We start from the raw sequence: 19,203 nt of genomic DNA on the forward strand, positions 1-19,203 counted from the left end.
CCACCGATTCTGCAAGCCAGGCGTTTTCAAGGAGGAAACCGTGCCCGGCAACGGTATCTGGCGGACCAAATCCGTCGAGCAATCCATCGCGGACACCGACGAGCCAGATACCCGGCTACGACGGAACCTCGGTGCCTGGGACCTGATGGTCTTCGGCGTCGCCGTGATGATCGGTGCCGGTATCTTCACGCTCACCGCGCGCACCGCGGGCGACATTTCCGGCCCCTCGGTGGCGCTGGCGTTCGTCTTCGCCGGCATCGCGTGCGCGCTCGCCGCGCTGTGCTACGCCGAGTTCGCGTCCACGGTGCCTGTCGCCGGTAGTGCCTACACCTTCTCCTACGCCACGTTCGGCGAGTTCCTCGCCTGGATCATCGGGTGGGACCTCGTCCTGGAGTTCTCGGTGGCCGCGGCCGCGGTGGCCAAGGGCTGGTCGGTCTACCTGCAGGAAGTGCTGGTGGTGCTCTTCGGTGAGGGTGTCGCCACCACCGTGGAGATCGGTGGGATCGGTGTCGACTGGGGATCGCTGCTGCTGGTCATCATCCTGGCCACCCTGTTGACCCTCGGCACCAAGCTGTCGTCGAGGTTCAGCATCGTGATCACGGCGCTGAAGGTTGTGATCATCCTGTTCGTGATCTTCATGGGCATCGCCTACATCAGCCCGGACAACTACACGCCGTTCATCCCGCCCGCCGCCGAGGGCGGCGAGGCCGGCACCGGTGTGGAGCAGTCGCTGTTCTCCGTGCTCGCCGGTGGTTCCGGCAGCGTCTACGGTGCGTTCGGCCTCCTGGCCGGTGCCTCGCTGGTGTTCTTCGCGTTCATCGGGTTCGACGTCGTGGCCACCACCGCCGAGGAGACCCGAAACCCGCAGCGCAACGTGCCGCGCGGCATCCTCGGCTCGCTGGCGGTCGTCACCATCCTCTACGTGGCCACCTCGCTCGTGGTCGCCGGCATGGTGCCCTACGAGCAGTTGGCCACGGACGCCGATCCGGAGGGCCGTAAGACACTGGCGACGGCGTTCTCCTTCCACGGCGTCGACTGGGCGGCGAACATCATCTCCATCGGCGCGCTCGCCGGCCTCACCACGGTGGTCATGGTGCTGCTGCTCGGTCAGCAGCGCGTGCTGTTCGCGATGTCGCGTGACGGGCTTCTCCCGCGCAAGCTCGCCAAGACCGGATCGCGCGGCACCCCGGTTCGTGTGAACATCCTCGTCGGCGTCGTGGTGGCCGTGGCCGCCACCTTCTTCGACGCGGGCAAACTCGAGGAAATGGTCAACGTCGGCACGCTGTTCGCCTTCATCCTGGTGTCGGCGGGTGTGCTGGTGTTGCGCAAGAAGCGCCCCGACCTCAAGCGTGGCTTCCGCGTTCCGTGGGTTCCGCTCGTGCCGATCCTGGCGATCGCAGCCTGCCTCTGGCTGATGCTGAACCTCACCGTGCTGACGTGGCTGCGGTTCCTGGTGTGGATGGCGCTCGGTGTGATCGTGTACTTCGCCTACAGCAAGCGGCACTCGCTGCTCGGGAAGCAGGAACAGAAGAAACCGCAGGCAGGCGCGAGCAGGGACTGATCCCACCCTCGCTCCGTCTCCCTCTGCGACGCGGCCGGTCGAACGCACTGTTCGGCCGGCCGCGTCGTCATGTCCAGCGCTGTTTCCGCCCGGCCTTGCCCGGACATCCACCACTTCCTCTATAGTACTAGGAACCTAGATAAATAGTGGTGGTGATCGATGATCGAGTTTCACCTGGACGCCAGGTCGGGCCTGTCCCCGTACCAGCAGCTCGTCCAGCAGGTGCGGCATGCGTTACGACTGGGCCTGCTCGCCGAGGGAGACCAGTTGCCGAAGGTCAAGGACGTGGTGGCGTCTTTGGCGATCAACCCCAACACGGTGCTCAAGGCCTATCGCGAGCTCGAACACGAGGGACTCGTCGCCGCCAAGCCCGGCGTCGGGACGTTCGTGACGCGAACGCTCGTGAGTGCCTCCTTCGCCGCCCACGCGGCGCTGCGCCAGGACCTGAAGCGGTGGCTCGCCAAGGCTCGCCGAGCGGGGCTGGACGACGAGAGCATCGAGGCGTTGTTCCTGACGACGTTCCGTTCGCAGGCCCGCGAGGACATCGCGTGAGCGGCCTGCGAACCCGTGCGCTCGGCCTGAGATACAAGAGCACATGGGCGTTGTCGCAGTGCACGCTCGACATTCCTCCCGGGTGCGTGACCGGGCTGGTCGGCCCCAACGGAGCCGGAAAGTCCACACTCCTCGGCCTTGCCGCCGGCATGGTGACGCCGACGACCGGCACCATCGAGGTCTGTGGTGGTGTGCCCGGAAGCGGACCGGACCAACTGGCGAGGGTCGGCTACGTCGCGCAGAGCGCCCCCGTCTACGCGAGGCTGACGGTCGAGGAGCACCTGCGGTTGGGTGCGAGGCTCAACCCGAAGTGGGACGACGCGCTCGCTCGGGAGCGGATCAGGCGTATCGGGCTCGACCCGGCGCGGCAGGCCGGCAAGCTCTCGGGCGGCCAACGTGCGCAGCTCGCGCTGACGCTCGGTATCGCGAAGCGTCCCGAGCTGCTGTTGCTGGACGAGCCTGTCGCGGCGCTCGACCCGCTCGCGCGGCGTGAGTTCCTGCAGGACCTCATGGAGGCCGTCGCCGAGCACGGTTTGTCCGTGCTGATGTCGTCACACGACATCGGCGACCTGGAACGGATCTGTGACCACCTCGTGGTGCTGACGAATTCGACGGTGCGGATCGTGGGTGACGTCGAGGACCTGCTCGCCACGCACTGCCGTCTCAGCGGTCCCCGCCGCGACCTCGACACCCTTCCCGATGCCCAGCAGGTCATCTCCGCGAGCCACACCGACCGGCAGACCACCGTGCTCGTGCGCACCGAGGCCCCGGTACTCGATCCGGTGTGGACCGTCGGGCGACTCACCCTGGAGGACCTGGTGCTCGCGTACCTGGAAAACCCGGTCATCCGGCCCTCCCTGGAGGTGCTGCGATGATCTGGTTGACCTGGCGCCAGTTACGGGTGGGCGCGCTGTCGGTGCTCGTCTCGGTGGTCGTGATCGCGGTGGTACTCCTGGTGGCAGACCACACGACCGGCCACATCGACCTCGCCAGCACGGGCCCGCTGTTCTCCACCAGCGCGCTCCTGGTGTACGCGCTGCCTGCCGTCATCGGTGTCTTCTGGGGTGTTCCCACGGTGACGCGTGAACTGGAGAACGGCACACACAACCTGGTCTGGAACCAGACCGTCACCCGAAGCCGCTGGCTCGCGGCCAAGCTGGGTGTGGGGGTCCCGGTCGCCATGGTGGTGGCGGGGCTGTTGAGCCTGGTGGTCAGCCGGTGGGCGGCTCCGGTCGACGCGCTACGAAGTGAGTGGCTCAGCGGCGGCTTCCTCCCGTCGCGGATGGAACCGTTGCTGTTCGGGGCTCGCGGGATCGTCCCCGTCGGTTACGCGGTCTTCGCCTTCGTGCTCGGGGTCGCGATCGGAATGCTCCTGCGGCGCACCGTGCCGGCGATGGCGGTCACGCTGGTCCTGTTCGCCGCCGTGCAGGTGGCGGTCCCACTGTTCGCACGGCCACACGTTCTGCCCGCGACAGAGGAAACGGTCGCCATCACGGCGTCCAACATCTGGCAGATCAGGGCGGACGAGGACGGCGTGCTCGAATCGCTGACCGTGACCGAACCCGCCGGTGCGTGGGTGCTCGCCAACGAGACGGTGGACCGGGCGGGCAACACGGTCAGCCCGCTGCCTGCGGCCATGCGGGACTGCCTGCCACCGCCACCAGGCGAGTACGACGAGGCCCCAAGCCGTCGCAGCATCGCCGAGTGTGTTTCGGGCCTGTCCGGCCTCGGCTACCGCCAGCACCTCAGCTACCAACCGGCCGGTCATTTCTGGCCCCTCCAGTGGGCGGAAACGGCACTGTTCCTCGTGTTGTCGGCCTCGCTCACGTGGTTCTGCTTCCGGCGGCTACACCGCCTGGCCTGAATTTCCGGACGAAAGGAACACCATGCGCGGCCTCGCCGTCGTCACCGCCATCACCGCCCTCACTGCCATCACCGTTGCCCTGTCCGCGACACCGGCCTCGGCCGGACCCGCCGACACCGAGCTCCGGCTGCCCGACCCGACCGGACGGCACCCGGTCGGTACGACCTCGCTCCACCTCACCGACACGTCGCGTCCCGACCCGTGGGTTCCGTCGAAGGACCACCGGGAACTGATGGTCTCCCTCTTCTACCCGGCTTCGTCGGCGCACGGACCGACGAAGCAGTACATGACGGCGAGAGAGTCACAGCTCCTGCTGGAGAGTGACGGGATCACCGGTGTGCCGCCCGACGTGCTCACCACGGTGCGGACGCATGCGGTCGTCGGCGCGCGACCGGCCGGGCGTCCACACAGCCTGCCGCTGGTCGTCCTGTCGCCCGGTTTCAAGAAGCCACGGGCGACGCTCAGCACGCTGGGCGAGGACCTCGCGAGCCACGGCTACGTCGTCGCGGTCGTCGACCACACCTACGAGAACGTGGCGACCACCTTCCCCGACGGGCGCGTCACCACCTGTGAGGCCTGCGGCGAGTACGTCCCGGAGTTCTGGCGGAAGCTGGAGCGGGGCCGCGCCGCCGACGTGTCGTTCGTCCTCGACGAACTGACCGGCCCCCGATCCCGCTGGTGCGGTGCGCACCTGATCGACCGGTCGCGCATCGCCATGGGCGGTCACTCCGTCGGCGGAGCGAGCGCGCTCCAGGCCATGCACGCCGATTCCCGGATCAGGGCGGGGATCGACGTCGACGGGATGCTCCACAACCCGGTCGCCGACACGGGGCTGTCCCGTCCGGTCCTGCTCCTGGGCAGGCAGAACACCTACACCCCGGGCATCCCGGACGAAGCGGTGGAGTCCTGGGAGGAGAGCTGGCCCCGGCTGACCGGCTGGAAGCGGTGGCTGCTGGTGGCGGGCATGGAACACGCGTCGTTCACCGACGTCGGAGTCGTCGGTGAACAGCTCGGGCTCGACCTCGGAGCGGACACCGAGGCGGAGCGCGGCGCGGCGATCACCCGGACCTACATGAGAGCCTTCTTCGACCTGCATCTGCGCGGCGAACCGCAACCCCTGCTGGACCACCCTTCGCCGAGTTACCCGGAAGTGAGCTTCGCCGACCCGGCGGCTGGGTGACGGCCACGCCCGTGCTCAGAACAGCGGGGGAGGGGAGGACGTCGGGCCGGATCGATCGTCTGGGGACCGGCTCGACGTGCCTGCCGTGAAGCTCCGGTAGTGCCCGCTCCGCCTCGTCGGTCCGCTCAGTGAGCCAGTCGTGGACGGCGACCTGGAGCGGGCACACCGTTCGACCACCGCGCCTCGGCGATCTCGGCGTCCAGGTCGCGGTTCACTGTGCTGCGCCGTCGCGGGACCCATCGGGGATCGCTCCGGGTATTGCGAGCCAGCGTGTGCAGCTCCCGATCACACACGTCAACACGCCGTCCCCCGGGAAGCTGACGCGGTGCACGGTGTTGGGGGTTCCAGTGGCGGCGACCGCCCGCCGGAGTAGGGCCGTTGCTCGATCCGCGTCCATCCGAGTGCCCCGGTCGGTTTCGCAGCGCTGGACAAATGTGAGTCGACCGTCGACGGAGGCCGGTGACCATTCGTGGTCATCGATGCGGCCCGGTTGCGGGAGATGGGTGACAGCTTGTGGCCACGCTTCGATCGGGAGAACGAGGTCGAGCCGTCCGACCCCGAATCAGGCACCGAGCGCCCCCAGTCATGACTCCGTAACGTGTATAACGGCCTATACGACGGGGCTGTGATGTCACAGGGTCGGAGTCGCGGTGCGTCATTCGGACGGTTGTGGCGAGGGGAGTGCCCGGTCCGTGGGCTGCCGAGGAATGGTGGCGCGCTGCAGGGGATCGTCGGTGACGGCGTACCAGCTTCTCACGTTGAGGGGTGTGCGCCAGTGGTCGACGTGTTCGGCGACCTGGTGATGGAGGAACAGCGCGTGGCTGCAGTTCTCGTGCCAGGCGCTGGCCAACTGCTCGTGGGTGCGCGGTCGGTGGAAGAGTTCGTGGTGCAGGAGAAACTGGGAATGTAGGGAATGGCGCAACGCCACGGTGGCGGGGTCGCCGGCCGCGCGAAGCCGGGCGGGTGTGGCTCCGTCGCAGACGACACAGTCGCAGAGCCAGAACTGACTGGTGTCCGGCGTGTCGGCGAACACGGTTTCGCACGTGTCGAGCCGGTGATGGCTGAGCAGGTGCCGGATGAAGACGGAGACTCCCGGCGGGCGAGGTCTGCCGTGCGGTGTCACGGGATGGAAGTGGCGGAGCGCGCTCGTGGTGCCGATCGCGGCGGCGTGGGCGCCGTGGCACAGGGCGCCGATGGCGGAGACGTCGCTGCGTAGCAGGAGCACCGGCACGGTGGTCGTCCGGAGCAGGTGGAGGAAGTGGCGTACCACGTACTGAGTCCCGAACGGGTCTCCGGCATGTTCGAGGGCCACCGCGACGGGCACGCCGTAGGCGTTGAGTTCCCGTGCCATGGCCTCGACCACCGGGCGTTTGAAGAACCAGCGTGCGGCCAGAGGCAACATGGCGATGACCGGGCCCCGCTGTTTCGACGCGGCGCGCAGGATCGTGCGGAGGCCCGGCCAGTTCCCCGTGGCGAGATAGCCGGAGTCGGTGACTGCGATCAGGCCGAGATCGTGTTGCCGCCGGCACCATGCGGGGCGAATCCCACGTCCTGCGCTCACCCGGCGTTTCCCCGAATACCGGTCGGCGTCGCAGAGGATCGGGCCGCCGAATCCCCTGCGGCGGAGCCTGCGGACGATGGCCTCCGGCTCGGCCCCCGTGAGGACCAGACCACCGTCGTGAGCGTCGGCGATCTCGGCGGCTGTGTCCGCCTGCGACGGGCGGCACTGGATGAGCAGCCGTCGCCTGAGCTGATCCAGTGAGCGGTCCATGGTCTCACGGTGGCGAAGACCGGCCCGTGCGTCACCGGTCTTCACACGGCCGCCGACCAGCACCGCACGAACGGCCCACCGTCGCTTCGCACGGTGCGCCCGGCGGTGCGGAATCCGGGTGCGCAGCACCTATCTCGGCTCGCTTCCGCCGCCGCTGCTCGTCACCGGCCCGGAACGGTGGGCACGGTCAAATTCGGCGAGTCGACCTTCCTGCGGGAACTGATGAGGGAGAACCAGCGGAGGGGCGGAGGGCGCACGGAGTTCGTCCCGGAACTGGCCCAGACCGGAAAACGCGCGGCAGATGAGGGGCACCATCGCCCTGGTCCAGCGCGGGCCGTCACCTCGTTGACGAGGGACAGGTTCCGCGGTCGGGCGGAAGCTTCGCTTAGAGCCTCGTCGCCGTGCCCCAGAGGGGTGTGCTTCGCCGTCCCGCAGACGGGCGAAGTCCGCCTTGTGCCCATGCGAGAGGATGTGGCGGTGAAGCGCTGGGGATTCGTGTTGTCGAGCCTGCTCGTCACCTCTGCCTGTACCGCCGTGCCGGAACTGCCTGCTCCGCCGTCGTCACCTGAGCCGACGGTGGCGACCGCATGCCCGGAAAGCGGTGTCCGGGTCGCGGCCGGGCCCTCGGAAGCGGCCACGGGCCTGCGTGTCCTGGGACTTCGCCTCACCAACTGTGGCGAGCGTCCGTACGACCTCGACGGGTATCCGCTGCTGCGTGTGCTGGACACCGACGGCGAGCCGTTGAAGGTCGAGGTCGCGCGGGGGTCGGCCGGTATCGCGACGGTCGAGGGTTTCGACGCCCCGCCCGAGCCTCTGACACTGTGGCCCGGTGAGACGGCCGAGACGCAGCTGATGTGGCGCAACACGGTCACCGGCAACGGTGCGCCGCAGGTCGGTGAATCCCTGTCGATCGCCCCGGCGGAGGGGCGGCCGTGGCAGCCGGTGGAAGCCGGAGGCCAGTACCCGGACGGTCTGCACATCGACGTCGGCAGCACGGGCACCCTCGGTGTGCGGGCGTGGCACCGGTAGGGCGGCGGTCGCGGTCCGCGAACGGGTGAGTGGTGTAAGCCCCAGACGGGGATGCACCGCAGCCGACCAGCGTGTTCGTGTCTCCGCCGTCGTGGGTTCCGAAGTCCTGCCGGTGTCTAACTTGACTTGTTCCAGAAAAGCTGGTTGGCTTCCGCCGTGGCAATCATCGACGCCCCCGCCCTGCTACGGGGGGCAGCACTGCGGGTGACCCGTCCGAGGGTCGCCGTGCTGACGATGGTCGCGGCCAACCCCCACTCGGACACCGACACCATCGCAACAGCCGTCCGCCGTGAGCTTGGTTCGGTGTCGACCCAGGCCGTCTACGACGTCCTGCGCGCGCTGACCGACGTTGGTCTGGTCCGCCGTATCGAACCGGCCGGGTCGCCCGCCCGGTTCGAGACCCGTGTGGGGGACAACCATCACCACCTGGTCTGCCGCGAATGCGGTTCCATTGCCGACGTCAACTGCGTGGTGGGTGAGGCTCCCTGCCTCCACGCCGAGAACCCGGAAGGGTTCGCGGTCGATGAGGCCGAGGTGACCTTCTGGGGCACCTGTCCTGCCTGCCTCGCACACGACGAATGATCACCTTCCGAGAAGAAGAACCCGACGAGGAGTGTGCTTTGCCCGAGAACAACCAGAGGCCGCTGACCACCGTCGCCGGTGCGCCGGTTCCCGACAACCAGAACTCCCTCACCGCCGGCCCCCGTGGTCCGATGCTCCTGCAGGACGTGTGGTTCCTGGAGAAGCTCGCGCACTTCGACCGCGAGGTGATCCCGGAGCGCCGGATGCACGCGAAGGGTTCCGGTGCGTTCGGTACGTTCACCGTCACCAACGACATCACCCAGTACACCTGCGCGAAGCTCTTCTCCGAGGTCGGCAAGAAGACGGACCTGTTCGTCCGCTTCTCGACCGTCGCCGGTGAGCGCGGTGCGGCCGACGCCGAGCGCGACATCCGTGGTTTCGCGGTGAAGTTCTACACCGAAGAGGGCAACTGGGACATCGTCGGTAACAACACCCCGGTGTTCTTCTTCCGCGACCCGCTGAAGTTCCCCGACCTCAACCACGCGGTGAAGCGTGACCCGCGCACCAACATGCGCAGCCCCGAGAACAACTGGGACTTCTGGACCAACCTGCCCGAGTCGCTGCACCAGGTGACGATCGTGATGTCGGACCGCGGCATCCCGGCGTCGTACCGGCACATGCACGGCTTCGGCTCGCACACCTACAGCATGATCAACGCCGAGGGTGAGCGCTTCTGGGTCAAGTTCCACCACCGCACCCAGCAGGGGATCAAGAACCTCACCGACGCCGAGGCCGAGGCGCTGATCGGTAAGGACCGCGAGTCGCACCAGCGTGACCTCTACGAGGCGATCGAGCGCGGCGACTTCCCGAAGTGGAAGCTCTACATCCAGGTCATGCCGGAGGCCGACGCCGAGACCTACCGGTACCACCCGTTCGACCTCACGAAGGTGTGGTCCAAGAAGGACTACCCGCTGATCGAGGTCGGCGAGTGGGAGCTCAACCGCAACCCGGAGAACTACTTCGCCGACGTGGAGCAGGCCGCCTTCAGCCCGGCCAACGTCGTCCCCGGCATCGGGTTCTCACCGGACCGGATGCTGCAGGGCCGGCTGTTCTCCTACGGTGACGCGCAGCGGTACCGCCTGGGTGTGAACCACCACCAGATCCCGGTGAACGCGCCGCGGTGCCCGGTCAACTCCTACCACCGTGACGGTGCCATGCGCGTCGACGGCAACCAGGGCTCCACGCCGGGCATCGAGCCGAACTCCTACGGCCGCTGGCAGGAGCAGCCCGCCTACCGCGAGCCGAGCCTGGCCGTGGGTGCGGTCGCCGACCGGTTCAACTACCGCGAGGACGACGACAACTACTACGAGCAGCCCGGCATCCTGTTCCGCAACATGACGCCGGAGCAGCAGCAGGCGCTGTTCGAGAACACCGCGCGTGCCATCAACGGCGCCTCGGAGGCGACCATCGAGCGGCACATCGCCAACTGCACCAAGGCCGACCCCGCCTACGGCGAGGGCGTCCGCAAGGCGATCGAGGCGCTGCAGGCCGGCCAGCTCTGACGAAAGGCCGACGTCACTGTCGCGTAAGACACCGCCCCGCGTGGTTCGTCCGTGCGGGGCGGTGTTCTCGTCGAGGCGAAGAATCTCGGAGAGGTGGGTTATGAGTGAGGGTGGACTGACGCCGGAGCAGGTCGAGCGCGTCGTGGCGATCGCCATGGACCTCGCGCGCGAAGGTGACACCGCGCAGCTGCTGGAGTTCCTCGACCACGGACTGCCGGTCGACGTGGCCGACCCGGCGGGGAACACCCTGCTCATGCTCGCCGCCTACCACGGCCACGCGGCCACGGTGCGCGTGCTGCTGGAACGTGGCGCGGATCCGGACCGGCGCAACGCACGTGACCAGTCACCGATCGCCGGTGCGCTGTTCAAGGGTGAGGACGAGGTCGTCGCCGTGCTCCGCGAGGCGGGCGCGGACCTCGACGCGGGCACGCCCACCGCACGGGCGGCCGCCGCCATGTTCGGCCGGGAGCACCTGCTGGACTGACTGCTCGGTCGCCTGTCACCGAGCCAGAACGGCGCGATCCCGCCCGTGAGGGAGACCGAGCCGGGAGTCACCGGTGCTGGGAACCGGTTCCGCGTCGTGCGCTGAGCACCTCGTCGAGGCGTGTGGTTGCGATGGTGTGTGCCTGCCGTGCGTCGAGGTTGCCGGTGACGACGAGCCCGGCGAGGCCCGTGGCCAGGGCGAGGAGTTCGTACGCGTCGGTGCGGAAAGTCGCCGGAACGTGTTCGGTGTCGCCGGTCTGCGGGTCCGCGCTCGCGTGGAGCAGGTGGGCGAGGAGGGCCGCGAGTTCGTCGTAGCCCTGGGTGAGCCGCTCCCTGAGTTGCGGTCGAGTGTGGGCGTACGTCTCGAATGCCTGCGCGACTCGGACGAGTCGGCAGTCGTCGGCTGTGCGGGGGATGAGTTCGCCCAGCACCACGGTCAGCACGCGCCGGGGATCGGCGGCGCTGTCCTCGCTGGAAAGTCGTTCGCGCACACGGTCGGTGCCGTGGCTGTTGATCGTCGTGAACGCCTCGGCCAGCAGGTCGTCCTTGGTGCGGAAGTAGTGCTGGACCCGGCCGACGGAAACCCCTGCCGCGTCCGCGACACGGCGGATGCTGACCTGCTCCGTTCCCTCGGTGTCGACGATCGCGAAGACCGCGTCCAGTATGTCCCGGCGCCGTTGCTCGTGCGCGGCACCGAGACCGCGGACCGCGTTTCTGTCCTTCCCCATCACTGCCTTTTCCAAGTCGTTCGTATTGATTTGACGAACCAATCCGGGCTCGGTAATGTCTTCAGTATATCAATACGAACGTATTGAACAGAGTGGGGAGGGGCACAGTGGGAGCCGTCGTCGTGGTCATCGGTCTGGCCTTGCTGGTTCAAGGAGGCGGAGGGCTGATCAACAACGTGTTCGCCGACTCGAACAGCTGGTTCGTGCTCAACTACGTCGCGATGCCCGAAGCACTGCATGTCATGGGGCACGCGCTGATGCTGGTGGCCGGGCTGTTCCTGGTGGTGCGTCGTAAGGGCTGGCGGTGGCTGCTCGACGACTGACCATGCCGTCGCACCATCGGTTCCGTCGATGCCACCGGCATCCGGCAGCCGGGTGAAGAAATCCGGTGCGGCCGGGTGACTGCGGCCGCACCGGATTTCCGTTCAGCGAGCCGGTACCGGATCGCCGTGGCTGTCGATGTGGAACCAGTCGAAGGCCACGTCGAGGCCGGTGGACGTCGCGGGCCCGTTGAACGCCACCAACCCCGCGTGCGCGGGTTCGGCGCTCAGCGTGGTGGCCCCGAAGAACCGGTAGACCTCTCCGTCGCCGGAGTAGTACGCCTTGTACGTGTTCCCGAGCTTCACGAGCCGGAGCCAGATGGCGCCGTCCTCGCCCACGATGCGCTGGGCGTCGGCTCCGGTGACCTCCATGCTCGTCGCCTTGCCGCTTTCCTCGGTCAGCAGCACGACGCGCAGCTTGTTGATCTCGGCTTTCTCGTCCGCCATCTCCCACGCGAGCTTGACGTAGTTGTCGTCGTCGGCATAGGCGACGAGTCCACCCTGCTCGTTGTCGTGGGCGAGCGGCCGGGAGAAGACGAGCCTCGACTCCGCCGTCCAGTCGCCGTCGACCTCCTGCAGCGCGAGGTTCTTCGCCGACCCGGCTTCTCCTTCCAGATCGCCCTGCTGCGCGGTGATGACGAGTGCGCCGTCGGCGAGCCGCACGGCGTCGGCGTCGTGCCGCACCCACCGCCACCGGTCGTCGAGCTCGCCGGGGTCGAACTCGTCACTGCCGTCCAGAGCGGTGCCGAAGTCCACTGTGTACACCGTCGAGGAGCCGCCGTTGGTCACGGTGACAGTCGCGCGCCCCGTCGGGTGGTCGGCCTGCTCCACGCGCACGGTCGCCGCGGGGTCGTGGGCCACGGCCTCCACCGTCGCCACCGACTCGGCATCGGGCGGCAGCAGGGTGTTGTAGTGGTGGACGTCCGGGTCGAACGACGCCGGTTGCGCGCCGTTGACCGACAGACTCGCCAGGGTGGTGTCGGGCACCAGTTCGAGGACGTAGTTCTTCACCAGCGGCCCGAAGAACGACTGCCCGGTGACCTTGACGACCGCCGTCCCGGGCACGTTGTCGGCCTGCGAGACGATCTCGTAGCGGGCGTCGAGGTCGGCCGTCCGCACCTCGGTGATCGTCGGCGATCCTCCTGCCGCGACCGGGATCCGGTAACTGTCGGCCGAAAGGTCGAACCCACCGTGTTCCGTTCCGTTCACGACGAACGTGGCCGACAGCGGCCCGTCGTCCACCGGGATCTCTCTGCCACTGAACTCCTGCCAGTACTCCACGTTGGTGTCGCGCCAGTCGGCCGCGTCGATCTCGTGCTGGACGAGCTTGTCCCGCACCTCGGCCCATCGGCGCGCGTCGAGGGACGGCTTCAGCGAATCCCACGTCTCCCTCATCCACGTCACGTACTGGACGCCCATCTGGTAGCGGTACACGAGCTCCTCCCAGAAGATCCGGCCGTTGTCCATCCGGTGGTCCCACGGCACGTGGTGGAACCACATCAGCAGGTTCTCCGGAGTGGACTCGATGTCGCCGTAGCGCTCGGCCAGGGTGGGGAAGTACTGGGCGGTGAAGTCGCTGCCCGTGGGAGAGCGGTCGTAGCCGAGCCCGGCGCTGTCGGCCTTGTTGTAGTAGACCGGACTCCAGTCGTCCTTCATGAACCACTGGGACGGGTACGGCTCGTAGTGCTCGCCGTCGGCGAACTGGTGCGCGACGCCCAGAGGTGTCTGGTAGCTGACCAGCGCTTCCCAGGAACCCATCATCATCCGCACGATCGTGTCGACGATGCGGTCGTCGTTGCTCCACGTCATCCGCACCCAGTCGGTGGCGATCCGCTCCGAGTCCAGCGTCCAGTCCCAGGCCAGACGACCGAAGGCGAACAGGTTGGCCTGCGAGAAGTGGTGGCCCGTGAGGTTGTCGGCGTTGCCGAGGTTCGCCACACCCACGATCGCCGTGTCCGGATGGCCCTGGGCCGTGCCGTCCACGATGTGGCCGACCAGGCGGTCGTCGAGAAGTTCACCGTGTTCGTCGGTGGTGTACGTGTCGGTGCGCAGCACCTCCTGCCACATGGGGCCGAGATAGCACAGCATCGTGTTCTGGCCAGTGTACTCCTGGGTGATCTGCAACTCCAGCGCCTGGTTGGTGTTCTCCAGGCGCCCGAACATGGGGTTGAACGGCTCACGGGCCTGGAAGTCCAGCGGTCCGTTCTTGGTCTGGAGGAACACGTTGTCCGCGAACCGCCCTGTCGACCCGTCGTCCTGGGGTTCGTCGTCGATGTGGCCGAACTCCAGGTACGCGCGCTTGAGCCGATCGTCGTCGACGTCGGCGTTGTAGACGAACGTGCGCCAGTACACCGTCATCCCGAGCGGTGCGAGGGCGGCGGCGATGCCGTTGGCACCGTCACCGTGATCGTAGCCGAAGTCCTGCGGCCCCGGTTGCCCTTCGGAGTTCGCCTTCACGGTGAAGCCGGTGAAGTCGGGGATCGCGTCCCGGATGTGCTCGGCCTTCCGGTGCCACCAGTCACGGAACTCCGCGCCGTACGGGTCGAGCTGGTCCTCGGTGAGGGTGTCGGGAGCGAACCGTTCGTCGGTGGGTGCGGTGTACTTGACGGACAACGCGACCCTGATCCCGTAGGGCCGCAGCGCGTCGGCGAGCGCGGCCGTCTGCTCCACGTACTCGCGCGTCAGGTAGGCGTTGTCCGCGTTGACGTTGTTGATCGTGATGCCGTTGACGCCCACCGAGGCCAGTGCGCGCGCGACCACGAGGTAGCGGTCCAGGATGACGGGCAGGTTGCGGTCGGCGCTCTCGCCCGTGGCCGCGAAGTTGAAGACGGCGCCGTTCTCGCCGTTCAAACCGCCGGTGCCGGTGGCGTCGTTGCCGGCGTAGAGCCGTTCGGTCTCCCAGTAGTTCAGGTGCCGGTTGGCGATCCTGGGCTTCTCGGTGACGTCCAGGCCGGTGATGGGCTGCTGTGTCTGCATCCGCCGCAGGAACGCGAAGGTCCCGTACAGCGCGCCGATCTCCGTGTTGGCGGCGATGACGGTGAAGTCGTGTCGTCCGCGGGAGACCGAGCGGATCAGGTATCCCTCGTCGCCCACTGTCCGGAGCTCCTCGGAGGGAGCGTGCCGCCGCACGAGCTGCGAGGTCTCCGGCGTGCCCACCACGACGGCTCCGTCCGGAACGCGTTGTCCCGGTTTCGTGCTGACGGGCACCTCCCTGCCGAGGAGCCCTTCCAGACCTCTCGCCAGCTCGTCTTTGGCCGCTTCGAGGGACGTCGCCACGAGGTGCTCCCGGGAACCCGGTTCCATCCGCAGGTCACGGGTGTGCCGATGGACCGGGTTCTTCCCGGCGTTCTGCACGATGACGGTGGTGGCGGACTTCGCGTACCGCTTTCGAAGCGCCGGATCGCTGATCGGCGGGTAACGCAGCCACAGGTCCGAGCCACTGTAGTGGTGGGCGGGTGTCGCGGACGCTTCGGGAATCGTGGGCGCGCCGGTCAGCAGGGTCGCTACCAGCACGACCGGAACGAGCAGCGCGAACGCTGCTCTCCGGTGTCGCGGACGTCTCCTCATCTCGCGGGCTCCTTTGCCGTGTCGCCGAACGTGGAGAGCAGCCGGGAGGAAATCGGTTCAGGTGAACACGGGTGTCCATTGCGGACACCACGAGAGCTGATCACCTTGTCGTTCTCGAACGAGTGTGGAAACGCCCACGCCGCTCGTCAAGAGCCCGTAAGCGGTGAAACGTGTTTCATCGAACCGAAAGTTTTCGGCTCACGGGTTCCTCGGGCGCCGGTACGCGATTCGGGGTAGGTGGTAGGCGAGGTCCACGGCCGTCTCGACGGCCTCGTCCTCGGTGAGCCGGTGTTCCGTGACGAGGCGGGCCAGGTATCCCGCGTCGATCCGGCGGGCGAGGTCGTGCCGCGCCGGGATGGAGGCGAAGGCACGCGTGTCGTCCACGAACCCCGAGGTGTTGTAGAAACCGGCCGTTTCGGTCGCCAGCTCGCGGAAGCGCCGCATACCGTCGGGGCTGTCGAGGAACCACCACGGCGCGCCCAGCCGCACCGAGGGGTAGGCACCGGCCAGCGGTGCCAGCTCACGGCTGTAGACGGTCTCGTCCACGGTGAACAGGACGAGCCGGAAGTTCGGGTGGTGGCCGAACTCGTTGAGCAGAGGTCGAAGACCGCGGGTGAACTCGGCGGCCACCGGGATGTCGAAACCCTTGTCGGGGCCGAAGGCCCGGTGGATGCCGTCGTGGTGGTCGCGCCGCACTCCGGGGTGAAGCTGCATCACCAACCCGTCCTCGCAGGACATCCCCGCCATGACGAACAGCATGTGCCCGGCGAACGCCTCGGCCTCGTCCTGGGTCACCTTCCCCTCGAACGCGGCGGCGTAGATGCGCGCGGCCTCGGCGTCGTCGAGGGGTGTGGTGTCGGTGCCCAGGTGGCCGTGGTCGGTGGCCAGCGCACCGGCGAGGACGAACGCCTCCCGCTGCCTGCGCAACGCGTCGAGGAACCCGGGATAGTCGGAGGTGTCGACACCGGTGAGCCCGCCGAGTTCCTCGATGCGCTCCGCCCAGCCCTCGTGGGTCACGTGCACGACGGCGTCGGGCCGGAACGTGGGAATCACCTGTTCGCCGAGGCCGTCCTCGCGAAGCCGGGTGTGGTGCCGTAGGTCCGACGTGGCCGGGTCGGTGGTGGAGATGAGTTCGATGTTGAAGCGGCGCAGCAGCGCCCTCGGCCGGAAGTCCGGATCGGACAGTTTTATCGCCAGTTGGTCGTAGATGTCGTCGGCGGTGTCGGCGGACGGCTGGGTTCGGACTCCGAAGACCTCGGAGAGTTCGTGCTCCAACCAGTACCGCGACGGCGTCCCCCGGAACAGGTGCCAGTTGGCGCACAGTCGTCGCCAGATCGCCCGGGGGTCGGTCTCCACCGCGCCGCCGTCACGTCGCGGAACCCCGAGGTCCTCCAGCCTTATCCCCTGTGACACCAGCATGCGGGTGACGTAGTGGTCGGGCACCACGAGCAGCCGCGCCGGGTCCGGAAACGGCGTGTCGTCGGCCAGGACCTGGGCTTCCACGTGGCCGTGCATGCACACGAGCGGCAGCGATCGGGTCGCGGCGTAGAGGCGTCGGGCGACGTCCCGGGTGGCGGGGTCGGCGGGAAGAGCGCGGTCGGGGTGAAGGACGAGCGGTGTGGCCATGTGCTGGTTTCCTCCGCGTCGATGAGGGTGATGAAAAGGGTTGCATGGGCGACCTTGCTGGATCAAGCATGAACGAAATCCGGTGTTGACAAGGAGTTGCAAACGATTGCACGATGCGTCGGACACGTGCGAGGATGCACGTCCCTCACGGAAAGCGGGCGGGAAACGTCATGGCAGTGACGATTCGAGACGTGGCGAAGGCCGCGGGAGTGTCGGCGTCGACGGTGTCCCGTGCGCTGTCGGGGTCGGAGCTGGTCGATCCGCGTACTCGTGAGCACGTGCTGCGGGTGGCCGACGAGCTCGGTTACGTGCCCAACCGGGCGGCTCGGGGGCTCATCACGGGTCGCACGGGCAACCTCGGCCTCATCCTGCCCGACCTGGCCAACCCGTTCTTCCCGGAGGTGGTCAAGGGCGTCCAGGCCCGAGCGCGGGAAGCCGACTACTCGGTGTTCCTCGCCGACACCGACGAGGATCCCACCGCCGAACTCGGCCTGGTGCGCGCACTGGCGAAGCAGGTGGACGGCATCATCCTGTGCTCACCGCGCATGAGCACGGAGGACATGCGGGCGGCCGCGACGTGCTCGTGCGTGGTCGCCGTGAACCGGCGCGGTGCGCAGGTCCCGGCGATCACCATCGACAACGTCGACGGGATGAGGCAGGCCATGGCACACCTCGCCGCGCTGGAACACCGCAGGATCGGCTACGTCGCGGGGCCGCGCAGTAGCTGGTCGAACCGGGAGAGGGCACGTGGCATCCGGTTGGCGGCCGAAGCCGAGGGCGTCGAACTCGTGGAGGTCGGACACGTGCCTCCACGGTTCGAGGGCGGGGTCGCCGCGGCCGACCTCGTCGTCGCCGCGAAGGTCACCGCCGTGGTGGCCTACAACGACCTCGTCGCGATGGGACTGATGAGCCGGCTCGCCTCCCGTGGGATCGCGGTTCCGCAGGAGATCAGTGTCGTCGGCATCGACGACATCCCGCTGGCGGGCATGTTCACTCCCGGCCTGACGACGGTGTCGGTTCCCAAGGAGCAGTGTGGTCGCGCGGCGGTCGAGCTGCTGTTGAAGCTGCTGGACGAGCCCGGAGTCCGGGCTCCGCGCCGCGAGGTCCCCACACAACTGCTGGTTCGGGACACGACCACGGTCGCCCGACGAAGTCCGTAATCGGAAAGTCCTCCCGCCGACCAAAGGCTGCTCGGCGTCACAGAAGGGATTCGACCGATGCGCAGGAACATCGTGGCGGGCGCACTTGCCGCCGCACTACTGGCCGCCTCGTGCGGCGCGCCCGAAAGCCCCGGCCCCCAGCAGGCGGCCGGGCCGATCCCGGACAAACCCTCGAGTCCCGTCACCCTCGACATCCTCGACGTGGCGGGCAACCTCCAACTCACCCAGGGAATGATCGACGAGTTCGTCGAGAAACACCCGGACATCGTCTCCGGCGTGACCTACAGCAAGGCACCGGCTCCCGACCTGATCGGCAAGGTCAAGTCCCAGCAGAACGCGGGAAGAGTCGACATCGGACTCGTGCTGACCGGTGTGGACGGACTGTCGGCCGGTATCGAGCAGGGGTTGTGGGAGGAGATCCTGCCCAAGCACGCCGACCGGCTCCCGGGCATGGACGACTACCTGGAGCCCGCTGCCGAGATGCAGAAACTCGCGCAGGGACACGGTGTGACGGTGACGTACTATCCGTCGGGACCGTTGATCGAGTACCTGCCCTCGCGGGTGCCGGACCCGCCGCGCACGGCACAGGAGCTGCTCGACTACGCCAAGGCGAACCCCGGCAAGGTGGAGTACGCGCGGCCGTCGAACTCCGGTCCGGGCCGGACGTTCCTCATGGGCCTGCCGTACATCCTGGGGGACGCCGACCCCAGGGACCCGGTCAACGGCTGGGACAAGACGTGGGACTACCTGGCCGAGTTGAACTCCTACGTCGACCGCTACCCGTCGGGCACCACACAGACCATGACGGACCTGGCCAACGGCACCGTCGACATCGTCGTCACCACCACGGGGTGGGACATCAACCCCCGGGCACTGGGCACCGTGCCCGCCGAGGCGGAGATCGGAACCCTGGAAGGTTTCCACTGGGTCACCGACGCTCACTACGCGGTCATCCCCAAGGGGGCGACGGCCGACCAGCAGGCGGCGGCGTTGCAGCTCATCCAGTTCATGCTCACCAAGGAGCAGCAGGCCAAGGCCTACGACGAGGGCTACTTCTATCCGGGCCCGGCGGTGAAGGGCGTGGACATCTCCATGGCGCCCGAGTCGAGCCAGGAGGTCATCCGGCGTTACGGCAGGCCGGAGTACGACCAGCTGATCGCCGGCAACCCGAAGGAGACACCCCTCGACGCCAAGACGATGGTCGAGGCCTTCGACCGGTGGGACCGCGAGATCGGCGGCGCGAAGGTGGACGAATGATCCCGGGCGCCGGACGCGACG

At 67.9% G+C, this 19,203-nt stretch carries 16 protein-coding genes; 12 read left to right on the forward strand and 4 right to left on the reverse strand.

Going from position 1 to position 19,203, the window contains the following annotated elements; all coding sequences use genetic code 11:
• Positions 1-40 precede the first annotated feature (40 nt).
• From SACCYDRAFT_RS10940 to SACCYDRAFT_RS10960, 5 genes are all read left to right on the forward strand, one after another.
• Positions 41-1,561, forward strand: a complete 1,521-nt coding sequence (locus tag SACCYDRAFT_RS10940; RefSeq protein ID WP_005456149.1) for an amino acid permease — start codon at positions 41-43, stop codon at positions 1,559-1,561.
• A 159-nt stretch (positions 1,562-1,720) separates the two neighbouring features.
• Positions 1,721-2,113 carry a GntR family transcriptional regulator gene (locus SACCYDRAFT_RS10945; protein WP_005456150.1) on the forward strand — a complete coding sequence of 131 codons (393 nt, stop codon included), beginning with the start codon at positions 1,721-1,723 and terminating at the stop codon, positions 2,111-2,113.
• Entirely contained in the window at positions 2,110-2,988 is an 879-nt protein-coding gene (locus SACCYDRAFT_RS10950) for an ABC transporter ATP-binding protein (RefSeq protein ID WP_005456151.1), read from the forward strand. The genes SACCYDRAFT_RS10945 and SACCYDRAFT_RS10950 overlap by 4 nt, the downstream gene beginning before the upstream one ends.
• Entirely contained in the window at positions 2,985-3,977 is a 993-nt protein-coding gene (locus tag SACCYDRAFT_RS10955) for an ABC-2 transporter permease (protein ID WP_005456152.1), read from the forward strand. Before SACCYDRAFT_RS10950 ends, SACCYDRAFT_RS10955 begins: the two co-directional genes overlap by 4 nt.
• 22 nt (positions 3,978-3,999) lie before the next feature.
• Positions 4,000-5,157 carry an alpha/beta hydrolase family protein gene (locus SACCYDRAFT_RS10960; protein ID WP_005456153.1) on the forward strand — a complete coding sequence of 386 codons (1,158 nt, stop codon included), beginning with the start codon at positions 4,000-4,002 and terminating at the stop codon, positions 5,155-5,157.
• A 655-nt stretch (positions 5,158-5,812) separates the two neighbouring features.
• Here the strand turns inward: SACCYDRAFT_RS10960 and SACCYDRAFT_RS10965 are convergent.
• Positions 5,813-6,928 (reverse strand): beta/alpha barrel domain-containing protein, encoded by a 1,116-nt coding sequence (locus SACCYDRAFT_RS10965; RefSeq protein ID WP_005456154.1) that lies wholly within the window; start codon positions 6,926-6,928, stop codon positions 5,813-5,815.
• Positions 6,929-7,387: 459 nt separating this feature from the next.
• On the opposite strand from SACCYDRAFT_RS10965, the gene SACCYDRAFT_RS10970 reads away from it, so the two are divergent.
• From SACCYDRAFT_RS10970 to SACCYDRAFT_RS10985, 4 genes are all read left to right on the forward strand, one after another.
• Positions 7,388-7,957, forward strand: coding sequence for a DUF4232 domain-containing protein (locus SACCYDRAFT_RS10970; protein WP_005456155.1), 570 nt, complete (start codon positions 7,388-7,390; stop codon positions 7,955-7,957).
• 156 nt (positions 7,958-8,113) lie between these two features.
• Positions 8,114-8,539, forward strand: coding sequence for a Fur family transcriptional regulator (locus SACCYDRAFT_RS10975; protein ID WP_043536376.1), 426 nt, complete (start codon positions 8,114-8,116; stop codon positions 8,537-8,539).
• Positions 8,540-8,577: 38 nt separating this feature from the next.
• Positions 8,578-10,041, forward strand: coding sequence for a catalase (locus tag SACCYDRAFT_RS10980; RefSeq protein ID WP_005456158.1), 1,464 nt, complete (start codon positions 8,578-8,580; stop codon positions 10,039-10,041).
• Positions 10,042-10,141: 100 nt separating this feature from the next.
• Positions 10,142-10,525 (forward strand): ankyrin repeat domain-containing protein, encoded by a 384-nt coding sequence (locus SACCYDRAFT_RS10985; protein ID WP_005456159.1) that lies wholly within the window; start codon positions 10,142-10,144, stop codon positions 10,523-10,525.
• A 67-nt stretch (positions 10,526-10,592) separates the two neighbouring features.
• Here the strand turns inward: SACCYDRAFT_RS10985 and SACCYDRAFT_RS10990 are convergent, their stop codons facing one another.
• Complete coding sequence (locus tag SACCYDRAFT_RS10990; protein ID WP_005456161.1) at positions 10,593-11,252, reverse strand: TetR/AcrR family transcriptional regulator; 660 nt, start codon at positions 11,250-11,252, stop codon at positions 10,593-10,595.
• A gap of 107 nt (positions 11,253-11,359) precedes the next feature.
• Between SACCYDRAFT_RS10990 and SACCYDRAFT_RS10995 the strand changes: the two genes are divergently transcribed.
• Entirely contained in the window at positions 11,360-11,575 is a 216-nt protein-coding gene (locus SACCYDRAFT_RS10995; RefSeq protein WP_005456162.1) for a hypothetical protein, read from the forward strand.
• A 102-nt stretch (positions 11,576-11,677) separates the two neighbouring features.
• Here the strand turns inward: SACCYDRAFT_RS10995 and SACCYDRAFT_RS11000 are convergent, their stop codons facing one another.
• Positions 11,678-15,139, reverse strand: a complete 3,462-nt coding sequence (locus SACCYDRAFT_RS11000; RefSeq protein ID WP_005456163.1) for an alpha-glucuronidase family glycosyl hydrolase — start codon at positions 15,137-15,139, stop codon at positions 11,678-11,680.
• 198 nt (positions 15,140-15,337) lie between these two features.
• On the reverse strand, positions 15,338-16,765 hold the full coding sequence (gene uxaC, locus SACCYDRAFT_RS11005; protein WP_005456164.1) for a glucuronate isomerase: 1,428 nt from the start codon (positions 16,763-16,765) through the stop codon (positions 15,338-15,340).
• 170 nt (positions 16,766-16,935) lie between these two features.
• Between uxaC and SACCYDRAFT_RS11010 the strand changes: the two genes are divergently transcribed.
• Together SACCYDRAFT_RS11010 and SACCYDRAFT_RS11015 are read left to right on the forward strand one after the other, a co-directional pair.
• Positions 16,936-17,925 (forward strand): LacI family DNA-binding transcriptional regulator, encoded by a 990-nt coding sequence (locus tag SACCYDRAFT_RS11010; protein ID WP_005456165.1) that lies wholly within the window; start codon positions 16,936-16,938, stop codon positions 17,923-17,925.
• Between the two features lie 57 nt (positions 17,926-17,982).
• A complete protein-coding gene (locus SACCYDRAFT_RS11015; RefSeq protein WP_005456166.1) occupies positions 17,983-19,182 on the forward strand; it encodes an extracellular solute-binding protein in 1,200 nt (399 codons plus the stop codon).
• Positions 19,183-19,203 lie beyond the last annotated feature (21 nt).

It is taken from the genome of Saccharomonospora cyanea NA-134, assembly GCF_000244975.1.
Taxonomy (GTDB): domain Bacteria; phylum Actinomycetota; class Actinomycetes; order Mycobacteriales; family Pseudonocardiaceae; genus Saccharomonospora; species Saccharomonospora cyanea.

Coding starts and splice junctions, on each gene's coding strand:
- SACCYDRAFT_RS10945 (WP_005456150.1), top strand. CDS start 1,721: ATGATCGAGTTTCACCTGGACGCCAGGTCGGGCCTGTCCCCGTACCAG.
- SACCYDRAFT_RS10955 (WP_005456152.1), top strand. CDS start 2,985: ATGATCTGGTTGACCTGGCGCCAGTTACGGGTGGGCGCGCTGTCGGTG.
- SACCYDRAFT_RS10960 (WP_005456153.1), top strand. CDS start 4,000: ATGCGCGGCCTCGCCGTCGTCACCGCCATCACCGCCCTCACTGCCATC.
- SACCYDRAFT_RS10965 (WP_005456154.1), bottom strand. CDS start 6,928: ATGGACCGCTCACTGGATCAGCTCAGGCGACGGCTGCTCATCCAGTGC.
- SACCYDRAFT_RS10970 (WP_005456155.1), top strand. CDS start 7,388: ATGCGAGAGGATGTGGCGGTGAAGCGCTGGGGATTCGTGTTGTCGAGC.
- SACCYDRAFT_RS10985 (WP_005456159.1), top strand. CDS start 10,142: ATGAGTGAGGGTGGACTGACGCCGGAGCAGGTCGAGCGCGTCGTGGCG.
- SACCYDRAFT_RS10990 (WP_005456161.1), bottom strand. CDS start 11,252: ATGGGGAAGGACAGAAACGCGGTCCGCGGTCTCGGTGCCGCGCACGAG.
- SACCYDRAFT_RS11000 (WP_005456163.1), bottom strand. CDS start 15,139: ATGAGGAGACGTCCGCGACACCGGAGAGCAGCGTTCGCGCTGCTCGTT.
- uxaC (WP_005456164.1), bottom strand. CDS start 16,765: ATGGCCACACCGCTCGTCCTTCACCCCGACCGCGCTCTTCCCGCCGAC.
- SACCYDRAFT_RS11010 (WP_005456165.1), top strand. CDS start 16,936: ATGGCAGTGACGATTCGAGACGTGGCGAAGGCCGCGGGAGTGTCGGCG.
- SACCYDRAFT_RS11015 (WP_005456166.1), top strand. CDS start 17,983: ATGCGCAGGAACATCGTGGCGGGCGCACTTGCCGCCGCACTACTGGCC.